This is a genomic window from Variovorax sp. VaC1, from assembly GCF_043658315.1.
Lineage (GTDB): Bacteria > Pseudomonadota > Gammaproteobacteria > Burkholderiales > Burkholderiaceae_C > Variovorax.
Genome location: NZ_JBIGLT010000005.1, coordinates 182,145 through 203,608 on the forward strand (window position 1 = coordinate 182,145; position 21,464 = coordinate 203,608).

The following is a 21,464-nucleotide window of genomic DNA, read 5'->3' on the forward strand; positions in this document are numbered from 1 at the left end:
GAGAAGCATTGTTTTTCCCGTGGGTCGCGCGGGGCTTGCGCCGGGGTCAGATGCCGGCGCCTGGGTTGCCATAAGGCACGCGCGGCCTTTTGCTCCTTGGGCTCTGACCCCGTCTCGCCGATAGGCGAACCGGCCCTTCACCATGAAAACGCTCGTCGTCCACTGCCATCCGAACCCTGACAGCTTCAACCACGCGCTCTACCGCGCCGCCCTCGAGGCGCTCGAACCCCGTCATGCCGTCAAGGCCATCGACCTTTATGCCGAAGGCTTCGATCCGACGCTGACCCGCGAGGAGCGCATCGCCTACCTCGACAACCCCGAACTGATCCGCGAACGCGTGAAACCCCACGTCGAAGCGCTGCTGTGGGCCGAGCACCTGGTGTTCGTCTACCCCACCTGGTTCCATGGGCCACCGTCGATGCTCAAGGGCTGGCTGGAGCGGGTGTGGCTGCCGGGCGTGGCCTTCCTGCCGGCCGAGCGCAAGGGGCAGCTCGCGAAGTCGGGCATGCGGCACATCCAGCGGCTGACGGTGGTGACCACGGGCGGCTCGCCGCGCTGGTTCGTGTTCGCGATCGGCGACCCGGGCCGGCGGCTGTTCACGCGCGCGCTGCGTGCGCTGTTCGCATGGCGCTGCAAGGTGACGTGGCTGCAGCTGCACGACATGAACGCCGCCACCGCAAACGACCGCACCCATTTCATCGCGCGCGTGTCGCGCAAGCTGCAGAGCATCTGAGCCGTTTCGAACAAACAGAAAGAAGAGAGGGCCCGCACCATGAGTCTCGAGCGCACGCTCACTGTCCGCGTCGAACGCATCTCGCGGCAGACGCCGGAAATCCTGGCCTTCGAGCTGGCCCATCCATGGGGCCGGCCGCTGCCGGCCTACGAGGCCGGCGCGCACATCGACGTGCACATGCCCGGCGGCTTTTCGCGCCAGTACTCGCTGGCGCGCGCGCCGTCGGGCAACACGTCCTACGTGATCGGCGTGAAGCGCGAAGTCGGCAGCCGCGGCGGCTCGGCCTCGATGCACGAGCGCGTGCGCGAGGGCGACCTGCTGCCCATCAGCACGCCGCGCAACACCTTTCCGCTGCGCGAAGAGGCGAAGCACCATCTGCTGCTGGCGGGCGGCATCGGCATGACGCCGCTGCTGGCCATGGCCCAGGCGCTGGCGGCGCGCGGCGCGGACTTCACGCTGTGCGTGTTCGCGCGCAGCGAGGAGCACCTGGCCTTTGCCGATGCACTGCGCGCGCCCGCGCTGGCACCGCACCTGCGGCTGCACCTCGACCAGGGCGATGCCTCGCAGCGCATCGACCTGCGCGCGCTGCTCGCCGAGCGCGCGCCGAACGCGCATCTCTACGTGTGCGGCCCCGGCGGCTTCATGCAGGCGGTGCGCGACGCGGCTGCACATTGGCCCGAAGACGCGCTGCACACCGAGTACTTCGCGGCACCGACCGACGCCAACACCACCACCGGCCTGCCCTTCACGCTCAAGCTCGCGCGGCGCGGCATCACCGTGCCGGTGGCGGCCGACCAGACGGCCGTCGATGCGCTGCATGAAGTCGGCATCGACATCCCCGTGTCGTGCCAGCAGGGCCTGTGCGGCACCTGCGTGGTCGAAGGCGACGGCGAGGGCGCCGAGCACCGCGACTTCTGCCTCACCGGCAGCGAGCGCAAGACGCGCGTGGCGCTGTGCTGCTCGCGCGCCAAGGGCCAGGAACTGGTGCTGCAGCTGTGAGCGCACGGCCCATCATCGGCTCTGGCATCGACACCGGCATCGACGAGCGCGAGGCCGAAAGCGAAGCCCCCGCCACGCGCGGGCGTTCGCGCAAGTACACGCAGGTGCTGGGCCTCATCAACCAGGCTGCCATCGAGGTGTTCGCGAGCGAGGGGCTGGCCGGTGCGTCGACGCAGGCCATCGCCGACAAGGCCGGCCTGTCGAAGGCGCAGCTGCACTACTACATCGAAAGCAAGGAAGCGCTGTACCGGCAGGTGCTGCAGGACATCCTGACCGACTGGATCGTGGTGTTCGGCTTCAGCGACGAGGCCTTCGGCCCGCGCAAGGTGCTGGGCGACCTGATCCATCGCAAGATGGTGTTCTCGTTCGACCACCCGCTGCGCTCGCGCATCTTCACGGCCGAAATGATGCGCGGCGCGCCGGTCATCAACAGCATGATGACCACGAGCAAGGCGCGCACCGACCAGGCCGCCGCCGTGATCCAGAACTGGATGAACCAGGGCCTGATGGACAAGGCCGACCCGATGCTGGTGCTGTTCCACATCTGGGCCGTGACGCAGTTCTATGCCGACCACGCCACGCAGGCCGCGTACTACCGCGACGTGGCGCAACAGGGCGACGAGAAAGACCGGCGCTACCTGATCGAGCAGGTGACGGAGTTCTTGCTCAAGGGCGCGGGGGTCAAGTAGCCGCGCGCTGCGGCAGGTACATCGTCGCCTCGACTTCGACGAGCACCTCGTCGCCCGGCAGGAAGCGCGACACCTCCACCACCGTGCTCACCGGCGGCTCGCCCGGATAGAACAGGCCGCGCACGCGGTTGTAGAAAGCGTAGTGCGGCAGGTGGCGGAAGTACTGCACCAGCTTCACCACGTCTTCCATGGTGCCGCCGTGCTCGGCCGCGATCTGGCGGATGCGCTCCAGCACGAACCAGCTCTGCGCCACGATGGGCGCCTCGAACACGTCAACCGACATCTGGCCCGTGGCGTAGCCCACGCCCTGCAGGGCCGTGCGCGCGGCTTCGGGAATCGCGTCGTAGCCCGCGACGGCGCGGCGCGTGGCCGGGTCGACCGCGACCACGCCGCTCATGAAGACGAAATCGCCCACGCGTTTCGCGGCCGCGTAGTTGGCCATCGGCTTGCCCATGCTCATGGTGTTTTCTCCGGATTCGTTTGTTCTTCGAGGATGCGGCCGGCGCGGATCACGGTGCGTTGGCGTCCGCGCGGACCGATGAGTTCGTGTTCGTCGGTGGCCGCGAGCAGCACCAGATCGGCCGGGCAGCCCGGCGCGATGCGCCCGTCCCATGCGAGCCCGAGCGCCTTCGCGGGGCTGACGGTGATGGTGTCGAGCCAGTCGGCAGCCGGCGCCAGGTGCGCCATCTGCACGCCGAGGCCGAAGGTCTCCAGAAGGTCGTAGCTGCCATAGGGGAAGAAGGCGTCCTGCACGTTGTCGGTGGCCAGGCTCGCACGCAAGCCCCATGCCGCCGCTTCGCGGATGCGCGTGATGCCGCGCGCCACCGGCGTGCGGTCCCACGCGCCCTGCAGGTAGAGGTTGGTGGTCGGCAGCGCCACCAGATGAAGGCCCGCGCCCGCGCACAGCGCGAGCGTTTCGTTGGCGACCGCGTCGTCATGCATCGCGAGCGAGCAGGCATGGCCGCAGACCACGCGGCCCTTGAAGTCGCGTGCCCGCACCAGTTGCGCGATGCTGCGCAGGCCGCTGGCCTCCACGTCGAGCCCTTCGTCGACATGGAAGTCCAGGCCCAGCCCGTGCTGCTGTGCGAGGTCGAACACGCGGCCGAGCTTGTGCACGATGCCGTCGTTGCGATAGACGAAGGCACCGAGCGTGCCGCCTGCGCGCTGCACCTCGTGCGCGATGCGTTCGCCGGCCGCGAGGTCGGCGAACAAATCGAGCGGTGTGAGCGAGACGAACTGCAGCTCGATGCGGCCGTGCCATTCCTCGCGCAGCGCTTCGAACACGGGCAGTGCGGCCGGTGGCTCGGCCTGCACCCAGTCGATGTGCGTGCGCAGTGCGCGCGTGCCCGACTGCCACGCGTCTTGCAGCGCGCGCGTCATGCGCAGGCGCAGCGACTCGCCGGTCCAGCTGTCGCGGTGTTTGTTCATGCGGTCGACGGCGGTGAACAGGTCGCCCTGTGCTGCGCCCACGTCCTGCACGGTGTAGTTCTTGTCGATGTGCGCGTGGGCTTCGACCAGTGCGCTCAGCAGGGTGCCGCGCGCATGCTTTTGATCGGCGCTCGGGATGATCGATTCGACCTTGCCGTCTGCCAACGTGATGTCGAACACCTGCGCGTCGCCGGCGTCGAAGCCTCGCAGGGGCAGCGGAATGCGCAGCGCTTCGAGCTTCATGCGCGCTGTCGCCATGCGCGCAGCCAGCCGAGGCCGGCCGAGGTGCCGCCGGGCTCGGAGCCTCGGGCGGGCCGGTACTCGCAGCCGACCCAGCCCTGCCAGCCGCACTGCGCCGACACCTCGTCGATCACATCGAACAGGTAGGGATAGTTCTGCTCGCCGATGTCGGGCTCGTGGCGCTCGGGCACGCCCGCGATCTGCAGGTGGCCGACGCGGCCGGTCGGCAGGTACTTGCGGATCTTCATCGCCACGTCGCCTTCAACGATCTGGCAGTGGTACAGGTCCATCTGCACCTTGAGGTTGGATGCGCCGACCGCTTCGATGATCTCGTGCGCGTGGTCTTGCCGGTTGAGGAAGAAGCGCGGAATGTCGCGCGTGTTGATCGGCTCGATCAGCACGTCACACCCGGCCTTGGCGGCTTCGGTAGCGGCCCAGCGCAGGTTGTCGAGGTAGACCGCCTGCACGGCTTCGCGCTCCAGGCCTTCGGGCACGAGGCCGGCCATGACGTGGATGCGCGGGCAGTCGAGCGCCACGGCGTAGTCGATGGCCTTGGCAATGCCTTCGCGGAATTCGGCGTCGCGGCCGGGCAGGCAGGCAAGGCCGCGGTCGCCGCCGTCCCAGTCGCCGGGCGGGCCGTTGAACAGCACCTGCTTCAGGCCGTTGGCCTGCAGCCGGGCCACGATTTCGTTCTGCGGAAACGCATAGGGAAAGAGGTATTCGACACCCTGGAAGCCGTCTTTCGCGGCAGCATCGAAGCGGTCGAGGAAGGCGAGCTCCGGATAGAGCATCGAGAGGTTGGCGGCGAATTGGGGCATGGGGTGTTTTTACTACCAGCGCGCGCCGAAGGTGCGGCGCAGTTCATCGATCTGTGCGGCGTCCAGCGGCTCGGGCTTCGTTGTGGTGGTGAGCAGTTGGAGCCTGGCGGTTTCTTCGAGTTCTTCGAGGACCGACATGGCGGCGGCGGGTGTGTCGTGCCAGACGTTGGGGCCTAGGCGCGTGAGCATCACGGCGCGGATGGGCGTGCCGGCGTTGCCGTGGCGTTCGATGGCCTGTGCGACCTGTTCGGCCGCCTCGGGGGCGCCGGGGCGGTGGTATGGAATGACCGGCACGTGGCCGACCTTCATGACGAAGTACGGGGTGAGTGCGGGCAGCAGTTCAGCGTCTTGTTGTGGCGTCAACGTGAGCGCGACGCAGTGCGTGCTGTGGGTGTGGATCACGCAGGCCGTATCGGCGTCGAACTTGCGCGCTGCCGCGTAGATGCGCGTGTGCAGTGCGATGGTCTTGCTGGCGCGGTCGCCTGCCGTCTGCTGGCCTTGCGCATCGAGCCTTGCAAGTCGCGCCGGGTCGAGGAAACCGAGGCAGGCGTCGGTGGGCGTGATGAGGAAGCCGTCGTCCAGCCGCACGCTGATGTTGCCGGCCGTTGCATGCACGTAGCCGCGGTCGAACAGGCTGCGGCCTATGCGGCAGATTTCTTCTCGGGCTTGGGTTTCTGTCATGTCGGGTTTTGGGGGCTGTATTGGATGCTGCTCTTCAGGGCGCGTGCACAGGACATCGGGTACTCCCCTCCGCGAATGTCCCCCGCTTCGCTCCTCCTTTATTTCGCTGCGGGGAGCACCCGATGCCCTGCGCACAGTGAGCGCTGTCGTAGTGCCGGCCGATCAACGACTGCACTGCCCAACGCTCACGCTGGCGGGGTGCCTTGCGCAGCGAAATAAAGGAGGAGGGGCGCAGCCCCGGAGGACATTCGCGGAGCAAGGCACCCCGTCGGCGGGAGCGCGCCCTGAACGACATCACTCTCGCAACGGCCACGGATTTCATCCAAGCACTGTAAAGGCCTTGGTGAAAAAATCATCGCTGCCGAAGTTGCCGGACTTCAGTGCGATGTGCACGCCCGCGCCCTTCGCGGCCTCGGCGCGCGCATGGCACCACGGCACGCCGGGGTCGATCTGCGGACCGATCTGCATCTGCGCGATGCCCAGTGCCTGCACGCAGGCGCCTGAAGTTTCACCGCCGGCCACGACGAGTTGACGCACACCCTGATCGACCAAACCACGTGCGATGGCGGCGATGGTTCGTTCGACCATCGCGCCGGCTTCGTCCACGCCGAGGCGGCCTTGCACCGATTTCACGGCGCCCGCTTCGGCCGTGGAATAGACGAGCACCGGCCCTTTGTCGAGCAACGGTGCGGCCCATGCCAGCGCTTCGGCCGCGACGTCCACACCGGCCGCGATGCGCAGCGGATCGATGGCCAGTGCCGCGCCGCCGCGCTGGATGAAGTCGAGCACCTGGCGGTTGGTCGCGAGCGAACAACTGCCGGACACCACCGCCTTGTGGCCTCCGGCCTCGGGCAGCGCACTGGCCTGCGACGAAGGTGCGAGGCCGAAGTTGGCCGGCAGGCCGATGGCGACGCCCGAGCCTGCGGTGACCAACGGCATCTTCGCGAGCGCCGGCCCCATGCGCAGCAGGTCGTCGTTCGACACTGCATCGACGACGGCGATGGAGACACCCTCGCCCTTCAGCTGTGCAATGCGTTCTTCGATGGCTGCAGCACCGCGCGCCACCACTGCGTGATCGATCAGCCCCACCTTGCGCGTGCACTGTGCCTGCAGCACGCGCACGAGGTTCGGGTCGGTCATCGGCGTGAGCGGATGGTTCTGCATGCCGCTCTCGTTGAGCAGCACGTCACCCGCGAACAGGTAGCCCTTGAACACGGTGCGCTTGTTGTCGGGGAAGGCCGGCGTGGCAATGGTGAAGTCGCAGTTCAACGCCTCCATCAGCGCCTCGGTGACGGGGCCGATGTTGCCCTGCGGCGTGCTGTCGAAGGTGGAGCAGTACTTGAAGTAGATCTGCTGCGCACCCTGCGCCTGCAACCAGCGCAGGGCTTCCAGTGATTGCGCGATGGCTTCGGCCGGCGCGATGGTGCGCGACTTGAGTGCGACCACTACCGCGTCGACTTCGGCATCGAGCGGCGTGGCCGGCACGCCGATCGCCTGCACCACACGCATGCCGGCACGCACGAGGTTGTTGGCAAGGTCGGTGGCGCCGGTGAAATCGTCGGCGATGCAGCCGAGCAGCAGCTTCTTCTTTGCCATCGCTCAGTCTTTCGACACGAGCAGCTTGACGGCCTGCGCGTTCTCGCGGACGTAGTCGCGCAGGATGGCGTCGAAGCTGGCGTCGGCCTTCAGGCCCAGCGCTTCCGCACGCGCGGCATGGATGCGGCTGGGCCAACTGGTGACGATCTTTGCGACGGCGGCGTCGGGCTGCCAGTCGATCAGGCCAGTGGCGTCTTTGCCTGCAATGCGTTCGAGTGCCTGCGCCATCTCGCGCACGGTGGTGGTCAATGCGGGCAGGTTGATGGCGGTGCGCGCGCCCCACTCGGCGGCGCTCGCCGTGGCCGCGCGGATGATGCCGGCGACGGTGTTGCCGGGCGAGGCCAATGCGACCGCCGTGTCGGGCGACACGGGGCAGCGTGCGCGTTCGCCGGCCAGTGGCTCGCGCAGCATGCCGCTCAGGAAGCTGGAGGCCGCGCCGTTGGGTCGGCCGGGGCGCACCGACACCGTCATGAGCCGCACGTTGCGGCCCTGCACGAAGCCCTTGCGCGTGAAGTCGGCCACGAGCTGTTCGCCGATGAACTTCTGGATGCCGTAGCTGTTCTGCGGCGTCGGCAACGTGGTGTCTTCGATCACGGCGGGCAGGCGCTGTTCGGGCGAATCGCCGAACACCGCGACCGAGCTGGAGAACACGAACACCGGCGCATGGCCCGCGCAGCGGCAGGCGTCGAGCAGGGCGCGCGTGGTGTCGAGGTTGCTGCGCATGCCGAGGTCGAAGTCGGCCTCGCATTCGCCGCTGACGGCGGCGGCAAGGTGGAACAACGCGTCGGTGTCGGCCAACGGCAGCGCGCCGTTGCCGGCCTGCTCGTACAGATCGCCTTGCACGAACTGGATGCGGGCATCGGCTGCGAGGTCAGCGGGCGGCGGCACGCGGTCGGCCAGCGTGATGCGCGTGACGGGTTGGGCTGCGCCGCCGGCCAGCGCGAGGTTGCCGCCAGCGAGCAGCGTGCGGGCGAGACGGGCGCCGAGGAAGCCGCAGCCGCCGGTGATGAGGATGTTCATGGTCGTCTTGTCTTTCGTTCGTTTGTTCGTTTTTTCAAAGCGCGGGCAGGAAGCGCAGCAACGCGTCGGCCACCGCATCGGGCGCCTCGCGTTGCGGGAAGTGGCCCACGCCTTCGAGCAGTTCACGGCGGTAGGGGCCGCTGAAAAAGTGCTCCTTGCCGGCCGAGGTGTCGGGATGATTGCATGGGTCCGCCGCGCCATGCAGCACCAGCGTGGGCACCGACAGCACGGGCGCGGGGCTGAGCGCGGCATCGTCGGCCGCGTAGTGCGGATCGCCTGGCGCGTGGCCCCAGCGATGGCGGTACGAATGCACCACCACCTGTGCCCAGTCGTCGCCTGCGAAAGCAGCGGCGGTGGCCTCGAACTCGGCGGGCTCGTACCAGCCGGCCGGGGCCCAGGTGTCCCACATCATCCGCGTGAAGGCGATGCGGTCTTCGTGCACCGTGCGTTCGCCGCGCGGCGTGGCCATGTACCAGTGGTACCAGTAGTTGCGCGCCTGTTCGATCGTCATCGGCTGGTCGGGCGCGTTGGTGCCGTAGCCGATGGACATCAGCGTGAGCGCGCTTGCGACGCCGGGCCGCAGCCCGCAGGCATTGCCCACCGCGCGTGCGCCCCAGTCGTGGCCGACCAGCGCAGGCTGCTGAAGGCCCAGCGCGTCGATGAAGTCGAGCAGGTCACGGCCCAGTGCCGAGAGCTGTCCGCTGCGCGGTGTGTCGGCATGCAGGAAGGTCGTGGACGCGAAGCCGCGCAGCGCAGGCAGCAGCACGCGCCAGCCGACTTCAGCGAGCCGGGCGGCCACGCCGTGCCAGCAGCGCGGACTGTCGGGCCAGCCGTGCACCAGCACGGCCGTGGCTTTGCCGGTGGGGTTCCACTCCTCGTAGCTGATACGCAGCAGCGGCGTGTCGACGAACCTGACCCGAGACTCGCTCATGGTGCCTTCTCCTTCGGTGCCGGCAGTTCGATGCCGGGGAATATCTTGATGACGGCGCTGTCGTCCTCGCGCGCAAAGCCTGCCGTGGACGCCTGCATGAACATTTGATGCGCGGTGGATGACAACGGCAACGGAAACTTGCTGGCGCGCGCCACGTCGAGCACGAGGCCCAGGTCCTTCACGAAGATGTCGACGGCCGACAGCGGCGTGTAGTCGCCCGCGAGCACGTGCGCCATGCGGTTCTCGAACATCCAGCTGTTGCCCGCGCTGTGCGTGATGACTTCGTAGAGCGCGGCCGCATCGACGCCTTCGCGCAGGCCCAGCGCCATCGCCTCGGCGGCGGCCGCGATGTGCACGCCGGCCAGCAACTGGTTGATGACCTTGACCTTGCTGCCCGCGCCGGCCGAGTCGCCCAGGCGGTAGACCTTGGCGGCCATCGCGTCGAGCACCGCACCGGCCTTGGCGTAGGCGGCGGGCGTGCCGGCGGTCATCATCGTCATCTGTCCGCTCGCGGCCTTGGCGGCGCCGCCGGAAATGGGCGCGTCGAGGTACAGGATGCCCTGCTTTTCGAGGCGTGCTTCGAGCGCCACGGACCAGTTCGGATCGACGGTGGAGCACATCACGAAGAGGCTGCCGGGCTTCATCGATGCGGCGCAGCCGGGCGTGGTGCCGTCGCCGAACAGCACCGATTCGGTCTGCGCGGCGTTGACGACCACGCTGACCACGATGTCGCACTGCGCGCCGAGCGCGGCCAGCGTGTCGCAGGCCATGCCGCCATCGCGCGCGAAGGCAGCAGCGACGCCGGGTCGCACGTCGAACACATGCGGCGCATGGCCCGCGCGGCGCAGCGATTGCGCCATGCCGCTGCCCATGGCGCCGAGGCCCACGAGGCCGACGACGGGTGTGTTGCTGGAGGTGTCTGTCATGGTGTTGTTTCTCCGGTCAGCGATTGACGAGTTGCTTGGGCGTGAGCCACACGCCGATGGCACCGAGCACGAGGGCCGCGGCCAGCACATACATGCCGATCTGCGTGCTGCCCGTGAGGTCCTTCAGATAGCCGATGAGGTACGGGCTCACGAAACCCGCAAGGTTCCCCACCGAGTTGATGGCCGCAATGCCCGCAGCCGCGGCCGTGCCCGAAAGGAACGCGGTGGGCAGCGACCAGAAGAGCGGCGCGCAGGTCAGCACGCCGGCCGCCGCGAGCGAGAGGAAGGCAAGCGACACGGCCGTGTTCTGCGTGTACGAAGCGGCCACGGTGAAGCCGACCGCGCCCATCATCGCGGGCACGATCAGGTGCCAGCGGCGCTCCTGCCGGCGGTCGGCGCTGCGGCCGAAGAGGTTCATCGCGACGATCGCGCAGACGAAGGGAATCGCGCTCAGCAGGCCGATGTTGAAGTTGCCCTGCACGCCCGTGGCCTTCACCAGCGTGGGCAACCAGAAGGTCAGCGCGTACTGGCCCATGACGAAGGCGAAGTAGATGAGCGCCATCCACCACACGCGCGCATCGCGGAACACCGCGGCCACCGAGTGCGGGCCCTTGGCGCCGTGCGCCTGGTCGCGCTCGACCTCGCGCTGCAGCAGCGCCTTTTCTTCGGGCGAGAGCCATTTGGCCTGCAGGATGCCGTTGTCCAGGTAGAAGAGAACCATCACGCCGACCAGCACTGCGGGAATGGCCTCGATGATGAACATCCACTGCCAGCCGTGCATCGACGAGACGCCGTGGAAGGCGTCCATGATCCAGCCCGACAGCGGATTGCCGAAGATGCCCGCCACCGGTATCGCCGACATGAAGACCGCGATGATCCGCGCGCGCCGGTGCGAGGGATACCACTGGGTCAGGTAGAGGATCACGCCGGGATAGAAGCCCGCCTCGGCCACGCCGAGCAGGAACCGCAGGATGTAGAAGCTGGTGGGCGTCTGCACGAACACAAAGCACGCCGAGAGCAGGCCCCAGGTGACCATGATCCGCGCGATCCACATGCGCGCGCCCACGCGGTTGAGCAGCAGGTTGCTCGGCACCTCGAAGAGAAAGTAGCCGAGGAAGAAGATGCCGGCGCCCAGGCCGAACACGGTTTCGCTGAACCCGAGGTCTTGCCCCATCTGCAGCTTGGCAAAGCCGACGTTCACCCGATCGAGGTACGCGATCACGTAGCAGAGCATCAGGAAGGGAACGAGGCGCCAGAAGACCTTGGCATAGGCGCGCTTCTCGAGCGCGGTGTCGGCTGGCGATCGGGCCGTGGCCGGGGGCGCGCCGGCCTGGAGGGTTGGAGTCATGACAGGGAAGTCCGCTTGCAGCTTTGGATGAAAAGCCTGGGTGAAGAAAGCGAGGTCGTCTCGTCGCCGTGCAGCGCGGCCACCTCTTTATTTGTCAGGTCATCATACAAATTCAAGACAAGTTGGCCGCCCCGGGTAAACCCTCGAGCCACAGCTCGTTTCCTTTCTTCTTGCTTATTTGCCCGCGGGCCAGTCTTCGACCAGCGGTCGCGCGAGTTGCGCGCCTTCCTGCTGCCAGAAGGCCGGATCGGCCTGCTCGATGCGGCGGATGGCGTTGTCCATATGGGACTTGGCGGCCTCGCGGGCGCGCAGCGGGTCGCCGGCCTCGATGGCCTCGACGATCTGCGCGTGTTCCTGAGCGACCTCGCGCGCGAAGTCCGCGCGACGCGCCTCGTTGGCGCGGGTGACGCGCGTGGCGCCGTGCAAAAACTGCCGCAGGTATTGCAGCGTGCCGATCAGGAACGGGTTGCGCGCGGCCTCGGCGATGGCGCGGTGAAAGCGCACGTCTTCGTCGGCGCCGTTGCCGCCGGCAGCCACCGCGGCGTGCAGCGCGTCGATGGCGTCGCGGATGCGTTGCACGTCTTCGGGTGTGCGGCGCTCGGCCGCGAGCGCGGCCACTTCCGCTTCGAGCGCGCGGCGCAACTCGACCATCTGGATCACGGCTTCGCGCGAGGCGACATGCGGCATCTCGAAGCGCAGCGGCTCGACACCGGCAGCGCGCACGTACACCCCGCTGCCCTGGCGCGAATCCACGAGCCCCAGCGACTTGAGCCGCGAGACCGCCTCGCGGATCACGGTGCGGCTCACGCCGAACTGCTCTGCGAGCACCGCTTCGGTCGGCAGCCGATCGCCTTCGGACAGGCGCCCGCTGCGCACCTCGGCCGCGAGCGCATCGGCCACCTGGTCGGCCAGGCGGACGGCGGGGGCGAGGGATTGGAAACGGGCGGTCATGGACGCGAGGGGCGGTGGGGCCTGCGACTCTAACGCAGGCCCGCACGCCATGCCCCGCGCTGCGCTGTGCCGGTTCAGTTCAACGCGTGACGCGCGGCGCGCACGATGCTCGCGGCATCCACGCCGAAGAACTGGCGCAGTGCAGCGCGCGTGTCGCTGCGGCCAAAGCCATCGGTGCCGAGCGTGAGGTAGCGGCGGCCTTCGGGCAGGAAGGCGCGCACGCTCTCGGGCACGGCGCGCACGTAGTCGGTGGCCGCGATGATCGGGGCCTTGCCTTTGCCGAGCTGCTGCGCGACGAACGCGGTGCCGGCGTCTTCGCCGGCCAGTGCACGCTGTTCGCAGGCCAGGCCGTCGCGCGCCAGTTCGCTCCAGCTCGTGACGCTGAACACCTCGGCCTCGATGCCTTCGTCGGCCAGCAATTGCGCGGCCTTGACGACTTCGGTGAGGATCGCGCCCGAGCCCATGAGCGAGACCTTCTTCTTCGCCTTGCCGGAATCCGGCGCATACGTGCCGAAGCGATAGCAGCCGTGCAGGATGTCGCCTTCCGCACCCGCGGGCACATCGGGCTGCGCGTAGTTCTCGTTCATGAGCGTGACGTAATAGAAAACGTCCTTCTGCTCGACCATCATTTCGCGGATGCCCGCATCGACGATCACCGCCATCTCGCCCGCATAGGCCGGGTCGTAGGCCTTGCAGTTGGGGATGGTCGCGGCCACGAGGTGGCTGCTGCCGTCCTGGTGCTGCAGGCCTTCGCCGCCGAGCGTGGTGCGGCCCGACGTGGCGCCGAGCAGGAAGCCACGCGCCCGCTGGTCGGCGGCGGCCCAGATGGCATCGCCCACCCGCTGGAAGCCGAACATCGAGTAGTAGATGTAGAACGGCAGCATCGCCAGGCCGTGCACGCTGTAGCTGGTGGCCGCGGCCGTCCAGCTCGCGATGGCGCCGGCTTCGCTGATGCCCTCTTCGAGGATCTGCCCGTCGGTGGCTTCGCGATAGCTCAGCACCGAGCCGATGTCTTCCGGCGCATAGCGCTGGCCCACGCTCGAATAGATGCCGACCTGCTTGAACAGGTTGGCCATGCCGAAGGTGCGCGCCTCGTCGGCCACGATGGGCACGATGCGCGGGCCCAGGGCCTTGTCCTTCATGAGGTTGCCCAGCATGCGCACGAAGGCCATGGTGGTGCTCATTTCCTTGCCCGCTGCCGCTGTCGCGAACTGCGCGTAGCTGGCGATGTCGGGCTTGGGCACCACGTCGCAGGCGGTCTCGCGGCGCGGCATGGCGCCGCCGAGTGCTTCTCGGTGCTGGCGCAGGTAGCGCATCTCGGCACTGTCTTCGGTGGGGCGGAAGAAGTCCATCGCGGTGGCCTGCGCGTCGGTCAGCGGCAGGTTGAAGCGGTCGCGGAATTCGATGAGGTCGACGTCGCCCATCTTCTTGTGCGAGTGCGTGGTCATCTTGCCCTGGGCCGCGCTGCCCATGCCGTAGCCCTTCTTGGTGTGGGCCAGGATCACGGTGGGCTGGCCCTTGTGCTTGGCCGCCGCGGCGTAGGCGGCATGGATCTTCACGAGGTCGTGGCCGCCGCGCTTGAGGCGGTCGATCTGCTCGTCGGTCATGCCTTCTGCAAGACGCGCGAGTTCGGGGTTCTGGCCGAAGAAGTTGTCGCGGTTGAAGCGGCCGTCTTTCGCGGCGAAGGTCTGCATCTGGCCGTCGACGGTGTTGGCGAACACGCGGGCCAATGCACCGCTCACGTCTTGCGCGAAGAGGCCGTCCCAATCGCTGCCCCACACGAGCTTGACGACGTTCCAGCCCGCGCCGGCGAAGAGCTTTTCGAGCTCGTCGATGATGCGGCCGTTGCCGCGCACCGGGCCATCGAGGCGCTGCAGGTTGCAGTTGACGACCCACACGAGGTTGTCGAGCTTCTCGCGCGCCGCGAGCGTCAATGCGCTCATCGATTCGGGCTCGTCCATCTCGCCGTCGCCGAACACGCCCCAGACCTTGCGGCCTTCGCAGTTCAGCAGGTTGCGGTGCGTGAGGTAGCGCATGAAGCGCGCGTGGTAGATCGAGCTGATGGGACCGATGCCCATCGAGCCGGTGGGGAACTGCCAGAAGTCCGGCATCAGATACGGATGCGGATAGCTGCACAGGCCGCGCGCGCCACTGCCTTCCGTGAAGGCGGGCGCGGTCAGTTCCTGGCGGTAGTGCTTCAGGTCTTCTTCGCTCAGGCGCCCTTCGAGGTACGCACGCGCATAGACGCCGGGCGCGCTGTGCGGCTGGAAGAACACGAGGTCACCGCGATGCGCTTCGCTGCGTGCGTGGAAGAAATGGTTGAAGCCGGTTTCGAACAGGTCGGCCGCGCTTGCATAGCTGGCGATGTGTCCGCCGAGTTCGCCATACGCTTGGTTGGCCTTGGCCACCATCGCGAGCGCGTTCCAGCGCATCAGCGAAGCCAGCCGCTCTTCGATGGCAAGGTCACCAGGGAACGGCGGCTGGTCTTCCACCGCGATGGTGTTGACGTACGGCGTTGCCAGTTCAGGCTGCCAGCCGATGCGCTGCTGGCGCGCGAGGCGGGCCAGCTCCACCAGCATCTGGCGCGCGCGCTGCGGGCCATGCGCTTGCGCCAGCGCCAGGAAGGCGTCACGCCACTCGGCGGTCTCTGCAGGGTCGGGGTCGTGCGAAAGCGGCGTGTCGAGCAGCAATGCGCGCATCTGGTCGGCTGAAATCGGGGCGTTCATATCGGCACTTTAGGCCGGCATGCGGAGAATTAGCTACCGGCGCAGCCAATTCCATGCAGGTGTCACAGCATAAGATGCCGCCATCTTCAATTTGCACGGCATTTCATGCAACTCGACGCCATCGACCTGCGCATCCTGGACGAACTGCAGCGCGACGGCGCGCTGTCGAACGTGGAACTGGCGCGCCGCGTGCACCTGTCGCCCTCGCCGTGCCTGGCCCGGGTGAAGGCGCTCGAAGCCAACGGCGTGATCGGCCGCTACGTGGCGCTCGCGAGTCCCAAGGCGCTGGGGCTGGGTTTGAACGTGTTCATCTCGATCAGCCTCAAGACGCAGAGCAAGCATTCGCTGGCCGACTTCGAGCAGCGCATCGCCGAGCACGACGAGGTGATGGAGTGCTACCTGATGACCGGCGACCGCGACTACCTGATCCGCGTGGCCGTGGCCGACATGGCGGCACTGGAGAAATTCATCATGGAGCAGCTCACGCCGATCCCGGGGATCGAGAAGATCCGCTCCAGCTTTGCGCTCAAGCAAGTGCGCTACAAGACGGCGCTGCCGTTGCCGACGGCGCCGTCCTGAATGAAGAAGCCTTGGCGGCTTACTTCGAGAGCTTCGGCTGGATCGGGTCGGCGGTGAGGTAGCCGACCGCGGCGCTGTAGCGGTCGTTGTAGTTCTTGCGCACCAGCGGATCGAGCGTGCCCTGCACCTTCGAGTGGATGCCGCCCCAGTCACCCGCGTGCTGGAAGTTGCTCATGATGTAGGTCCAGCCGTTGAGCTCGTCCACCGCATGCAGGCCGGTCGACTCGCCGCCAGCGGGGATCGACATGATCCGCGACAGCTTCTTGGTGTCGATGTTGTAGGCCCACAGGAAGTTGTTGACGTGGCTGCTGCTGTCTTCGCCGATGAACAGCGTGCGCAGCTTTTCCGAGAACTTGAGGTTGTCGGGGTTGGCGATTTTTTCGGGGTTGGAGGTGTTGCCCAGTGCGTCGGAAGCAATGTCTTCACCCACGATCAGCGCGCGGGTCTGCGTGGGCACCCAGTCGCTGTTGATGGACTTGCCGTCGGTGTCCTTCTGGCCGCCCGCGAGGTTGTGCGCCATCACGCCGCCGGCGCTGAGCTTCTTGGGCAGTGCGATGTTGGTGGCGACCGACCAGCCCGTGCCTTTCTCGACCATCGAGTCCTGGATGTTCTGCAGCGCGGAGTAGGCCACCTTGTCCTTGATGTTGACGGTGGTGCCTTCCATCTTGGTGAAGGCCATGCTGGCGCCCTTGAGGTTGGCGTAGCGGTGGGTTTCCAGGAAGGCGGCCGCCTTCTCCATGCTGGGCTTCAGCTTGACGTAATTGGCCTTGCCGTTGGCGTACAGCAGGGTGTAGCTGGCGTCGCTCGGATCGCTCGTCTTGACATCCATGATGTCGGCCGGGTTGAGCGTGTTGGCGAGGTTCTCGATCTCGGCGCTGGTCGCATGGCCGAGGTTGATCCACGTGATCTTCGTGGCGGCGGCGGCCGGGTCGATCGAGTAGCCCGCGTCGTACCTGGCGACGTAGAGCGTGCCGGCCGAGAGGTCCTTTTCCTTGTCGGCGACGAACATGAAGAAGCCGCCGTTGGTGTAGTCGTCACCCATGATGGCCGTGCGGTTGTCGGGCATGACCTGGATCAGCTCGTGCGAGATGCGGCCCATGCAGTAGTGCTTCTTGACGCTGCCGGTGCCGTCGGGGTTCACGGTGATCTCGGGCAGGTGGCCGTAGTGGTAGGGCTTGGCGGTGGTCTCGTCGCCGAACACGTTCTTGCTGTAGGCCTTGAACTGCTTGTCGCCCGAAGAACCGGCCGCGGCGAACGCATCGGGTTCGTACTCCTCGCTCGACAGGTGGGTGTTCCAGGGCGACAGGCTCGCGCCGCAGGTGATCCACAGGCCGTGCGCCGACGACATGTCGACGTTGTGGTACTTCACGAGGCTCAGCTTGCCGGTGGTCTGGTCCTGGTCGAGCGTGAGCACGGCGATGGGGGACGGCAGCACGCCGTAGGTATCGGCACCGCTCAGGTCGCGCGTGTTGTATTCGAACTGGACCACGGCAAACACCGGCTTGCCCTTGATGCCGGTCACGGTCGCGTTCGGCAGCGACAGCAGCGACGTGCCGTCGGGGCTGTCGGAGAAGAACTGGCGGTTCTTGCCGGCCACCGAGGTATCGATGATCGGCTTGTTGTTGATGTCGACATAGCCACCCGCCAGGATCTGGCCGCCCTTGCCGTCGGACACCATGTCGCCGGTCAGGAAGAAGGGCTGGTAAGCCAGCTTGTATTCGGTGGAGCTGCCGTTGTCGAACGACACCTTGAAGGTCGAGCCGACGGTGGTGGTGGCCATGGCGGCCGCATCGGCGAGCGTCGGCGCGGGCATGCCCGTGAATTCGGCCGAAGCGAACTTGGCGGCAGGTGCGGGCGCCGGTGCAGGCGCCGGTGCGGGGGCCGGCGGCACGATGGGCGGGAAGACCGCGCCATTGCTGCCACCGCCGCCGCAGGCGGTGAGGAAGGCAACGCCGCCGAGTGGCAGCATCGGGGCCGCGCCCATCAACTTCAGGGCGTGGCGGCGGGAGGCGCTGGGGGCCTTGGTGGAGTCAGTCATTTGTTTTTCCGGGATCGTGGAGGAAGGCGTCGTGAGGCCTAAAGTCAGCCTCCCGTCAGGGACGAGACCATAGAGGGCGACCATGACGAAACCGTGCATCGCTCATGACAAAGCGATGACAACGCACGCCGCAAGGGCGTGCCGATCACTGCGGAAAAACGACCTGCACATCCACTGCGCAGGCGCCAGGTTCATGCACCGGCGAAGCGGCCGGCGATGTTCAGAACGTCAGGGCGCCGGCAGCCCCCGCGGCCACAGCGCCCACAGGCGCAGCGGCTGGTTCACGCTGGCGGCGAGCCGGCCCGCGTCGGGGCCGGTGCCGGCGAAGTAATCGGCCCGCACCGCGCCGAGGATGGCGCTGCCGGTGTCCTGCGCCACCACCAGCTTCTGCAGTTGCGCCGCCGGCCCGATGGACGCCAGCCACACCGGCGTGCCGTACGGGATGCTTTCGCGGTCGACCGCAATGGAGCGCCCCGCCGTGAGCGGCACGCCCTGCGCGCCGCGCGGGCCGAAGGCGGCATCGACCTCGCTCATCGTCTCTTCGCGGAAGAACACGTAGCGCGGGTTGCTCCACAGCAGCTGCGTCACGCGCTGCGGGTTCTGCGCGACCCAGGCCTTGGTGTCGTCGGGCCACTTGCCGACCTTGGTCACGCCCTGGCTCATCAGCCATTGCTGCACGCTGCGGTAGGGCTGCTCGTTGGTGGCCGAGAAGGCCACGCGCACCGTGTGCTGGTAGCCGTTGGCCTCGGTGATACGCAGGCGCCCGGAGCCCTGGATGTGCAGCATCAGCGCGTCGATGGGGTCGGCCATCCAGGCGATCTCGCGGCCGCGCAGCGCGGCTTGGGCCTCGGGCAGGGTCTCGATCTCCTGGCGGGTGTACCAGGGGCGGCGCGGCACGAGGCCATCGGGCGCCTGGTAGAGCGGAATGTTGAAGGTGGCGCTGGGCACGCGGGACGCTTCGTACACCGGCTCGTAGTAGCTGGTGAGCTTGCCTTCGCTCTGGCCGTTCAGGGCCTCGACGCGGTAAGGCTGCAGCCGGTCGGTCATCCACTGGCGCTGTTCTTCGGGCGTGGCGATGGTGAGCTGGCGCACGTCGCGGCACAGGGGCGCAAAGGCCGCATTGGGGCGCGAGCAGTTGGCCAGCAGTGCGATCCACGCTTCATGCAGCGGGTCTTCGCCGAAACCCGGCAACTCGGCCCAGCCGACCGGCACCCAGCGGCTCTTGGGATGCGTGAGCGAGCCGGTCAGGGGCCCCAGGTCGCGCGGCGGGGCAATGACGGAAGGGCGGGTGGGCCCGTCAGGCACGCGGGGGCCGACGGAACAGCCGGCCAGCGTTGCTACGATCACCAGCCCAACCAGCCACAGGAGTCCATTTCTCATGGGTTTGATTCTGCTTGAAGCCCTCGCCGCGGGACTCGTGTTCATCTTGATCATTTGGTGGACCATGTTTTCCGGCCGCAAGAAGGGTGAATTGCACGACGAAACCGATGCCGAAGAGGGCACCAGCGCCACCGATCGGAACCCGCCGCCGAAACCGTGAATTGCTTGTGTAGCCCGATGCCGCACCCGCGTGTCGGACAAGCACCCCATTGCTATTACTTTAGTAGCAATCATCGCAGCATTCATGCGCGATGGCGAAACTTTTCTTATTTTCCGTAGGGCTTTGAGCCCGTACCATCTGGCACTTCCGGGAGCTAAGCTCTGGCCCGCCTGATTCAACCTAGAAAGGTCTCGCCATGAAAAAGTTCGTATTCGCTACCGTGGCCACGGCCATCGTCCTGTCCGGCTGCGCCGGAGGAATGACCGATACGCAGCGCAACACCGGCATCGGCGCCGGCGTTGGCGCATTGGGAGGCGCCGCCATCGGTGCGGCCACCGGTGGTCGCACCGGTGTCAATACGGGCCTGGTCGTCGGTGCCGCGGCCGGCGCGCTCGGCGGCTACCTGTGGTCGCAGCGCATGGAAAACCAGAAGCGCCAGATGGAAGCCGCCACGCAGGGCACCGGCATCGCCGTGACGCAAACGCCCAACAACGAACTGAAGCTGCAGATCCCGAGCGACGTGTCCTTCGACGTGGGCCGCGCCAACATCAAGTCGAACTTCGCGCCGGTGCTCGACCAGTTCGCGAACGGCCTGCGCAACAACCCGAACGCCGAGGTGCGCATCATCGGCCACACCGACAGCACCGGTTCCGACGCCATCAACAACCCGCTGTCGGTCGAGCGCGCCACCAGCACGCGCGACTACCTGGTGGCACGCGGCGTGAACCCTGCCGCCTTCCGCATCGAAGGCCGCGGTTCGCGCGAGCCGATCGCCGACAACAACAGCGACGCCGGCCGGGCGCAGAACCGCCGCGTCGAGATCTACGTGGGCGAGCGCGCACCGCAGGGTTGAGTTCGCTGTCACCACATCGGGGAAACCGGCCACGCTGAACAACCGGTTCCCCTCACCATTCCACTGGTCCAAGAAGAGGGAAAACTCATGAGGAAATTCGTTGTTGCAAGTGCGGCGGCCGCCGCGTTGATGGTCATTGCGGGCTGCGCCTCGCAGTCGACACCGCCGCCGGCCGCTGCCGCGCCCGCCGCGGCGCCGGCCGCTCCTGCCAACAGCTGGACGGCACGCCTGGCCGCACTGAAGAGCGATCTCGAAGCCTCGACCAAGGGCACGGGTGTGGTGATCGAGCAGACCACCGACAACCAGCTACACGTGGTCATTCCCAATGAACTGTCCTTCGACACGGGCCGCGCCAACGTCAAGCGCAACCTGGCGCAGGTGCTGGACAAGGTCGCCGAGGGCCTGAAGACCGCCACCGCCGCCAGCGTGCGCGTGATCGGCCACACCGACAACACCGGCACCGAAGACGGCAACGAGCGCCTCTCGGTAAGCCGCGCCGACAGCGTGCGCAACCACCTGGTGGGACGCGGCGTGTCGACCACCGCCATCACGACCGACGGCCGTGGCTCGCGTGAACCGCTGGCCGACAACGGCACCGCGGCCGGCCGCGCGCAAAACCGCCGCGTCGAGATCTTCGTCGCGGAAAAGGCCTGACCTTTTAAAGGTCCCGAAGCCGGTTCGCCAATTCGACGGCCGACTTCACCTCCATCTTTTCGAACACGCGCGCGCGGTGAACCTCCACCGTGCGCACGCTGATCGCGAGCTGGTCGGCAATCAGCTTGTTCGGCAGGCCTTCGACCACGAGCCGCATCACGTCGCGCTCACGGTCGGTCAGCTCGGCGATGCGCTCGGCCAGGCTGCGGCGCACGCGCTGCGCCTCCAGTTCGCGCAACGACGCGCCCAGCGCCTGCTCGATGCGGTCGACCAGGGCGTTGTCCGAGAACGGCTTCTCGCAGAAATCGAAGGCACCGCGCTTGACCGCATCGACGGCGGTCGGCACGTCGGCATGGCCGGTCAGGAAGATCACCGGCATTGCCGCCAGCAGCCCGCGCTCGGCGAGCCGGTCGAACAGCACCAGCCCGCTGGTGCCGGGCATGCGCACATCCAGCAGCAGGCACAGCGGCTGCTCGGGCAGCGGCCCCTGGTCGAGGAATTGCTCGAAAACCTCGGCGCTGCCGAAGTGCTCGGAGGCCAGGCGCCTCGAGCGCAGCAGCCAGGCGAGCGCCTCGCGCACGCTGGCGTCGTCGTCCACGATAAAGATCAATCCATCGATCAGCGGTTGCATTTCAAATCCAAAAACGAAAACGGGCTCTTCGTAGGCCACCGCGGAGTCGGCTTTGCCGGACCACTGGCGTTGCCCTCGACAAA

Annotated in this window: 21 protein-coding genes; 7 read left to right on the forward strand and 14 right to left on the reverse strand. The window is 67.4% G+C overall.

All coding sequences use genetic code 11. The annotated features are described in order from the left end of the window. Window positions 1-142: 142 nt before the first annotated feature. The 3 genes from ACGLHS_RS20815 to ACGLHS_RS20825 are packed head-to-tail and all read left to right on the forward strand — an operon-like array spanning window position 143 to window position 2,421. Window positions 143-733, forward strand: a complete 591-nt coding sequence (locus ACGLHS_RS20815; RefSeq protein WP_394482818.1) for an NAD(P)H-dependent oxidoreductase — start codon at window positions 143-145, stop codon at window positions 731-733. Between the two features lie 39 nt (window positions 734-772). Next, window positions 773-1,732 carry a PDR/VanB family oxidoreductase gene (locus ACGLHS_RS20820; protein WP_394482820.1) on the forward strand — a complete coding sequence of 320 codons (960 nt, stop codon included), beginning with the start codon at window positions 773-775 and terminating at the stop codon, window positions 1,730-1,732. Further along, on the forward strand, window positions 1,729-2,421 hold the full coding sequence (locus tag ACGLHS_RS20825; RefSeq protein ID WP_394482822.1) for a TetR family transcriptional regulator C-terminal domain-containing protein: 693 nt from the start codon (window positions 1,729-1,731) through the stop codon (window positions 2,419-2,421). Before ACGLHS_RS20820 ends, ACGLHS_RS20825 begins: the two co-directional genes overlap by 4 nt. Here the strand turns inward: ACGLHS_RS20825 and ACGLHS_RS20830 are convergent. From ACGLHS_RS20830 to mdeB, 11 genes are all read right to left on the reverse strand, one after another. Continuing rightward, window positions 2,414-2,881, reverse strand: coding sequence for a RidA family protein (locus ACGLHS_RS20830; RefSeq protein WP_093242688.1), 468 nt, complete (start codon window positions 2,879-2,881; stop codon window positions 2,414-2,416). The two genes, ACGLHS_RS20825 and ACGLHS_RS20830, sit on opposite strands and share 8 nt — an antisense overlap. Next, the gene (locus ACGLHS_RS20835; protein WP_394482825.1) at window positions 2,878-4,107 is read right to left on the reverse strand and encodes an amidohydrolase family protein; all 1,230 of its coding nucleotides are present in this window, start codon (window positions 4,105-4,107) and stop codon (window positions 2,878-2,880) included. The genes ACGLHS_RS20830 and ACGLHS_RS20835 overlap by 4 nt, the downstream gene beginning before the upstream one ends. Then, window positions 4,089-4,907: a 2-oxo-tetronate isomerase gene (otnI, locus tag ACGLHS_RS20840; RefSeq protein ID WP_394482827.1), complete on the reverse strand. Its 819-nt coding sequence runs from the start codon at window positions 4,905-4,907 to the stop codon at window positions 4,089-4,091. The genes ACGLHS_RS20835 and otnI overlap by 19 nt, the downstream gene beginning before the upstream one ends. Window positions 4,908-4,919: 12 nt before the next feature. After that, window positions 4,920-5,588: an aldolase gene (locus ACGLHS_RS20845; RefSeq protein WP_394482829.1), complete on the reverse strand. Its 669-nt coding sequence runs from the start codon at window positions 5,586-5,588 to the stop codon at window positions 4,920-4,922. 318 nt (window positions 5,589-5,906) lie between these two features. Beyond that, a complete protein-coding gene (gene otnK / locus ACGLHS_RS20850; RefSeq protein WP_394482832.1) occupies window positions 5,907-7,184 on the reverse strand; it encodes a 3-oxo-tetronate kinase in 1,278 nt (425 codons plus the stop codon). A 3-nt stretch (window positions 7,185-7,187) separates the two neighbouring features. Next, the gene (denD, locus tag ACGLHS_RS20855; RefSeq protein ID WP_394482834.1) at window positions 7,188-8,204 is read right to left on the reverse strand and encodes a D-erythronate dehydrogenase; all 1,017 of its coding nucleotides are present in this window, start codon (window positions 8,202-8,204) and stop codon (window positions 7,188-7,190) included. A gap of 34 nt (window positions 8,205-8,238) precedes the next feature. Next, a complete protein-coding gene (locus tag ACGLHS_RS20860; RefSeq protein ID WP_394482836.1) occupies window positions 8,239-9,135 on the reverse strand; it encodes an alpha/beta fold hydrolase in 897 nt (298 codons plus the stop codon). Beyond that, window positions 9,132-10,061 (reverse strand): L-threonate dehydrogenase, encoded by a 930-nt coding sequence (gene ltnD / locus ACGLHS_RS20865; protein ID WP_394482838.1) that lies wholly within the window; start codon window positions 10,059-10,061, stop codon window positions 9,132-9,134. Before ltnD ends, ACGLHS_RS20860 begins: the two co-directional genes overlap by 4 nt. Window positions 10,062-10,077: 16 nt before the next feature. Continuing rightward, on the reverse strand, window positions 10,078-11,409 hold the full coding sequence (locus ACGLHS_RS20870) for an MFS transporter (protein WP_394482840.1): 1,332 nt from the start codon (window positions 11,407-11,409) through the stop codon (window positions 10,078-10,080). 174 nt (window positions 11,410-11,583) lie between these two features. Then, window positions 11,584-12,360: a FadR/GntR family transcriptional regulator gene (locus tag ACGLHS_RS20875; protein ID WP_394482842.1), complete on the reverse strand. Its 777-nt coding sequence runs from the start codon at window positions 12,358-12,360 to the stop codon at window positions 11,584-11,586. 74 nt (window positions 12,361-12,434) lie between these two features. After that, the gene (mdeB, locus tag ACGLHS_RS20880) at window positions 12,435-15,086 is read right to left on the reverse strand and encodes an alpha-ketoglutarate dehydrogenase (RefSeq protein WP_394482844.1); all 2,652 of its coding nucleotides are present in this window, start codon (window positions 15,084-15,086) and stop codon (window positions 12,435-12,437) included. Window positions 15,087-15,191: 105 nt separating this feature from the next. Here mdeB and ACGLHS_RS20885 point away from each other — a divergent pair, with 105 nt between their 5' ends. Continuing rightward, entirely contained in the window at window positions 15,192-15,665 is a 474-nt protein-coding gene (locus tag ACGLHS_RS20885; RefSeq protein WP_394482846.1) for an Lrp/AsnC family transcriptional regulator, read from the forward strand. Between the two features lie 19 nt (window positions 15,666-15,684). Here the strand turns inward: ACGLHS_RS20885 and ACGLHS_RS20890 are convergent, their stop codons facing one another. Then, on the reverse strand, window positions 15,685-17,703 hold the full coding sequence (locus tag ACGLHS_RS20890) for a PhoX family protein (protein WP_394482848.1): 2,019 nt from the start codon (window positions 17,701-17,703) through the stop codon (window positions 15,685-15,687). Between the two features lie 228 nt (window positions 17,704-17,931). Continuing rightward, on the reverse strand, window positions 17,932-19,083 hold the full coding sequence (locus ACGLHS_RS20895) for a murein transglycosylase A (protein ID WP_394482850.1): 1,152 nt from the start codon (window positions 19,081-19,083) through the stop codon (window positions 17,932-17,934). On the opposite strand from ACGLHS_RS20895, the gene ACGLHS_RS20900 reads away from it, so the two are divergent. The 3 genes from ACGLHS_RS20900 (at window position 19,082) to ACGLHS_RS20910 (ending at window position 20,750) form a co-directional block, all read left to right on the forward strand. Continuing rightward, window positions 19,082-19,243 (forward strand): hypothetical protein, encoded by a 162-nt coding sequence (locus tag ACGLHS_RS20900; protein ID WP_394482852.1) that lies wholly within the window; start codon window positions 19,082-19,084, stop codon window positions 19,241-19,243. The genes ACGLHS_RS20895 and ACGLHS_RS20900 overlap by 2 nt on opposite strands. A gap of 196 nt (window positions 19,244-19,439) precedes the next feature. After that, window positions 19,440-20,096 (forward strand): OmpA family protein, encoded by a 657-nt coding sequence (locus tag ACGLHS_RS20905; protein WP_093242657.1) that lies wholly within the window; start codon window positions 19,440-19,442, stop codon window positions 20,094-20,096. An 87-nt stretch (window positions 20,097-20,183) separates the two neighbouring features. Beyond that, on the forward strand, window positions 20,184-20,750 hold the full coding sequence (locus ACGLHS_RS20910) for an OmpA family protein (protein ID WP_093242655.1): 567 nt from the start codon (window positions 20,184-20,186) through the stop codon (window positions 20,748-20,750). A 4-nt stretch (window positions 20,751-20,754) separates the two neighbouring features. Here the strand turns inward: ACGLHS_RS20910 and ACGLHS_RS20915 are convergent, their stop codons facing one another. Continuing rightward, window positions 20,755-21,381 carry a response regulator transcription factor gene (locus ACGLHS_RS20915; protein ID WP_093242653.1) on the reverse strand — a complete coding sequence of 209 codons (627 nt, stop codon included), beginning with the start codon at window positions 21,379-21,381 and terminating at the stop codon, window positions 20,755-20,757. Window positions 21,382-21,464 lie beyond the last annotated feature (83 nt).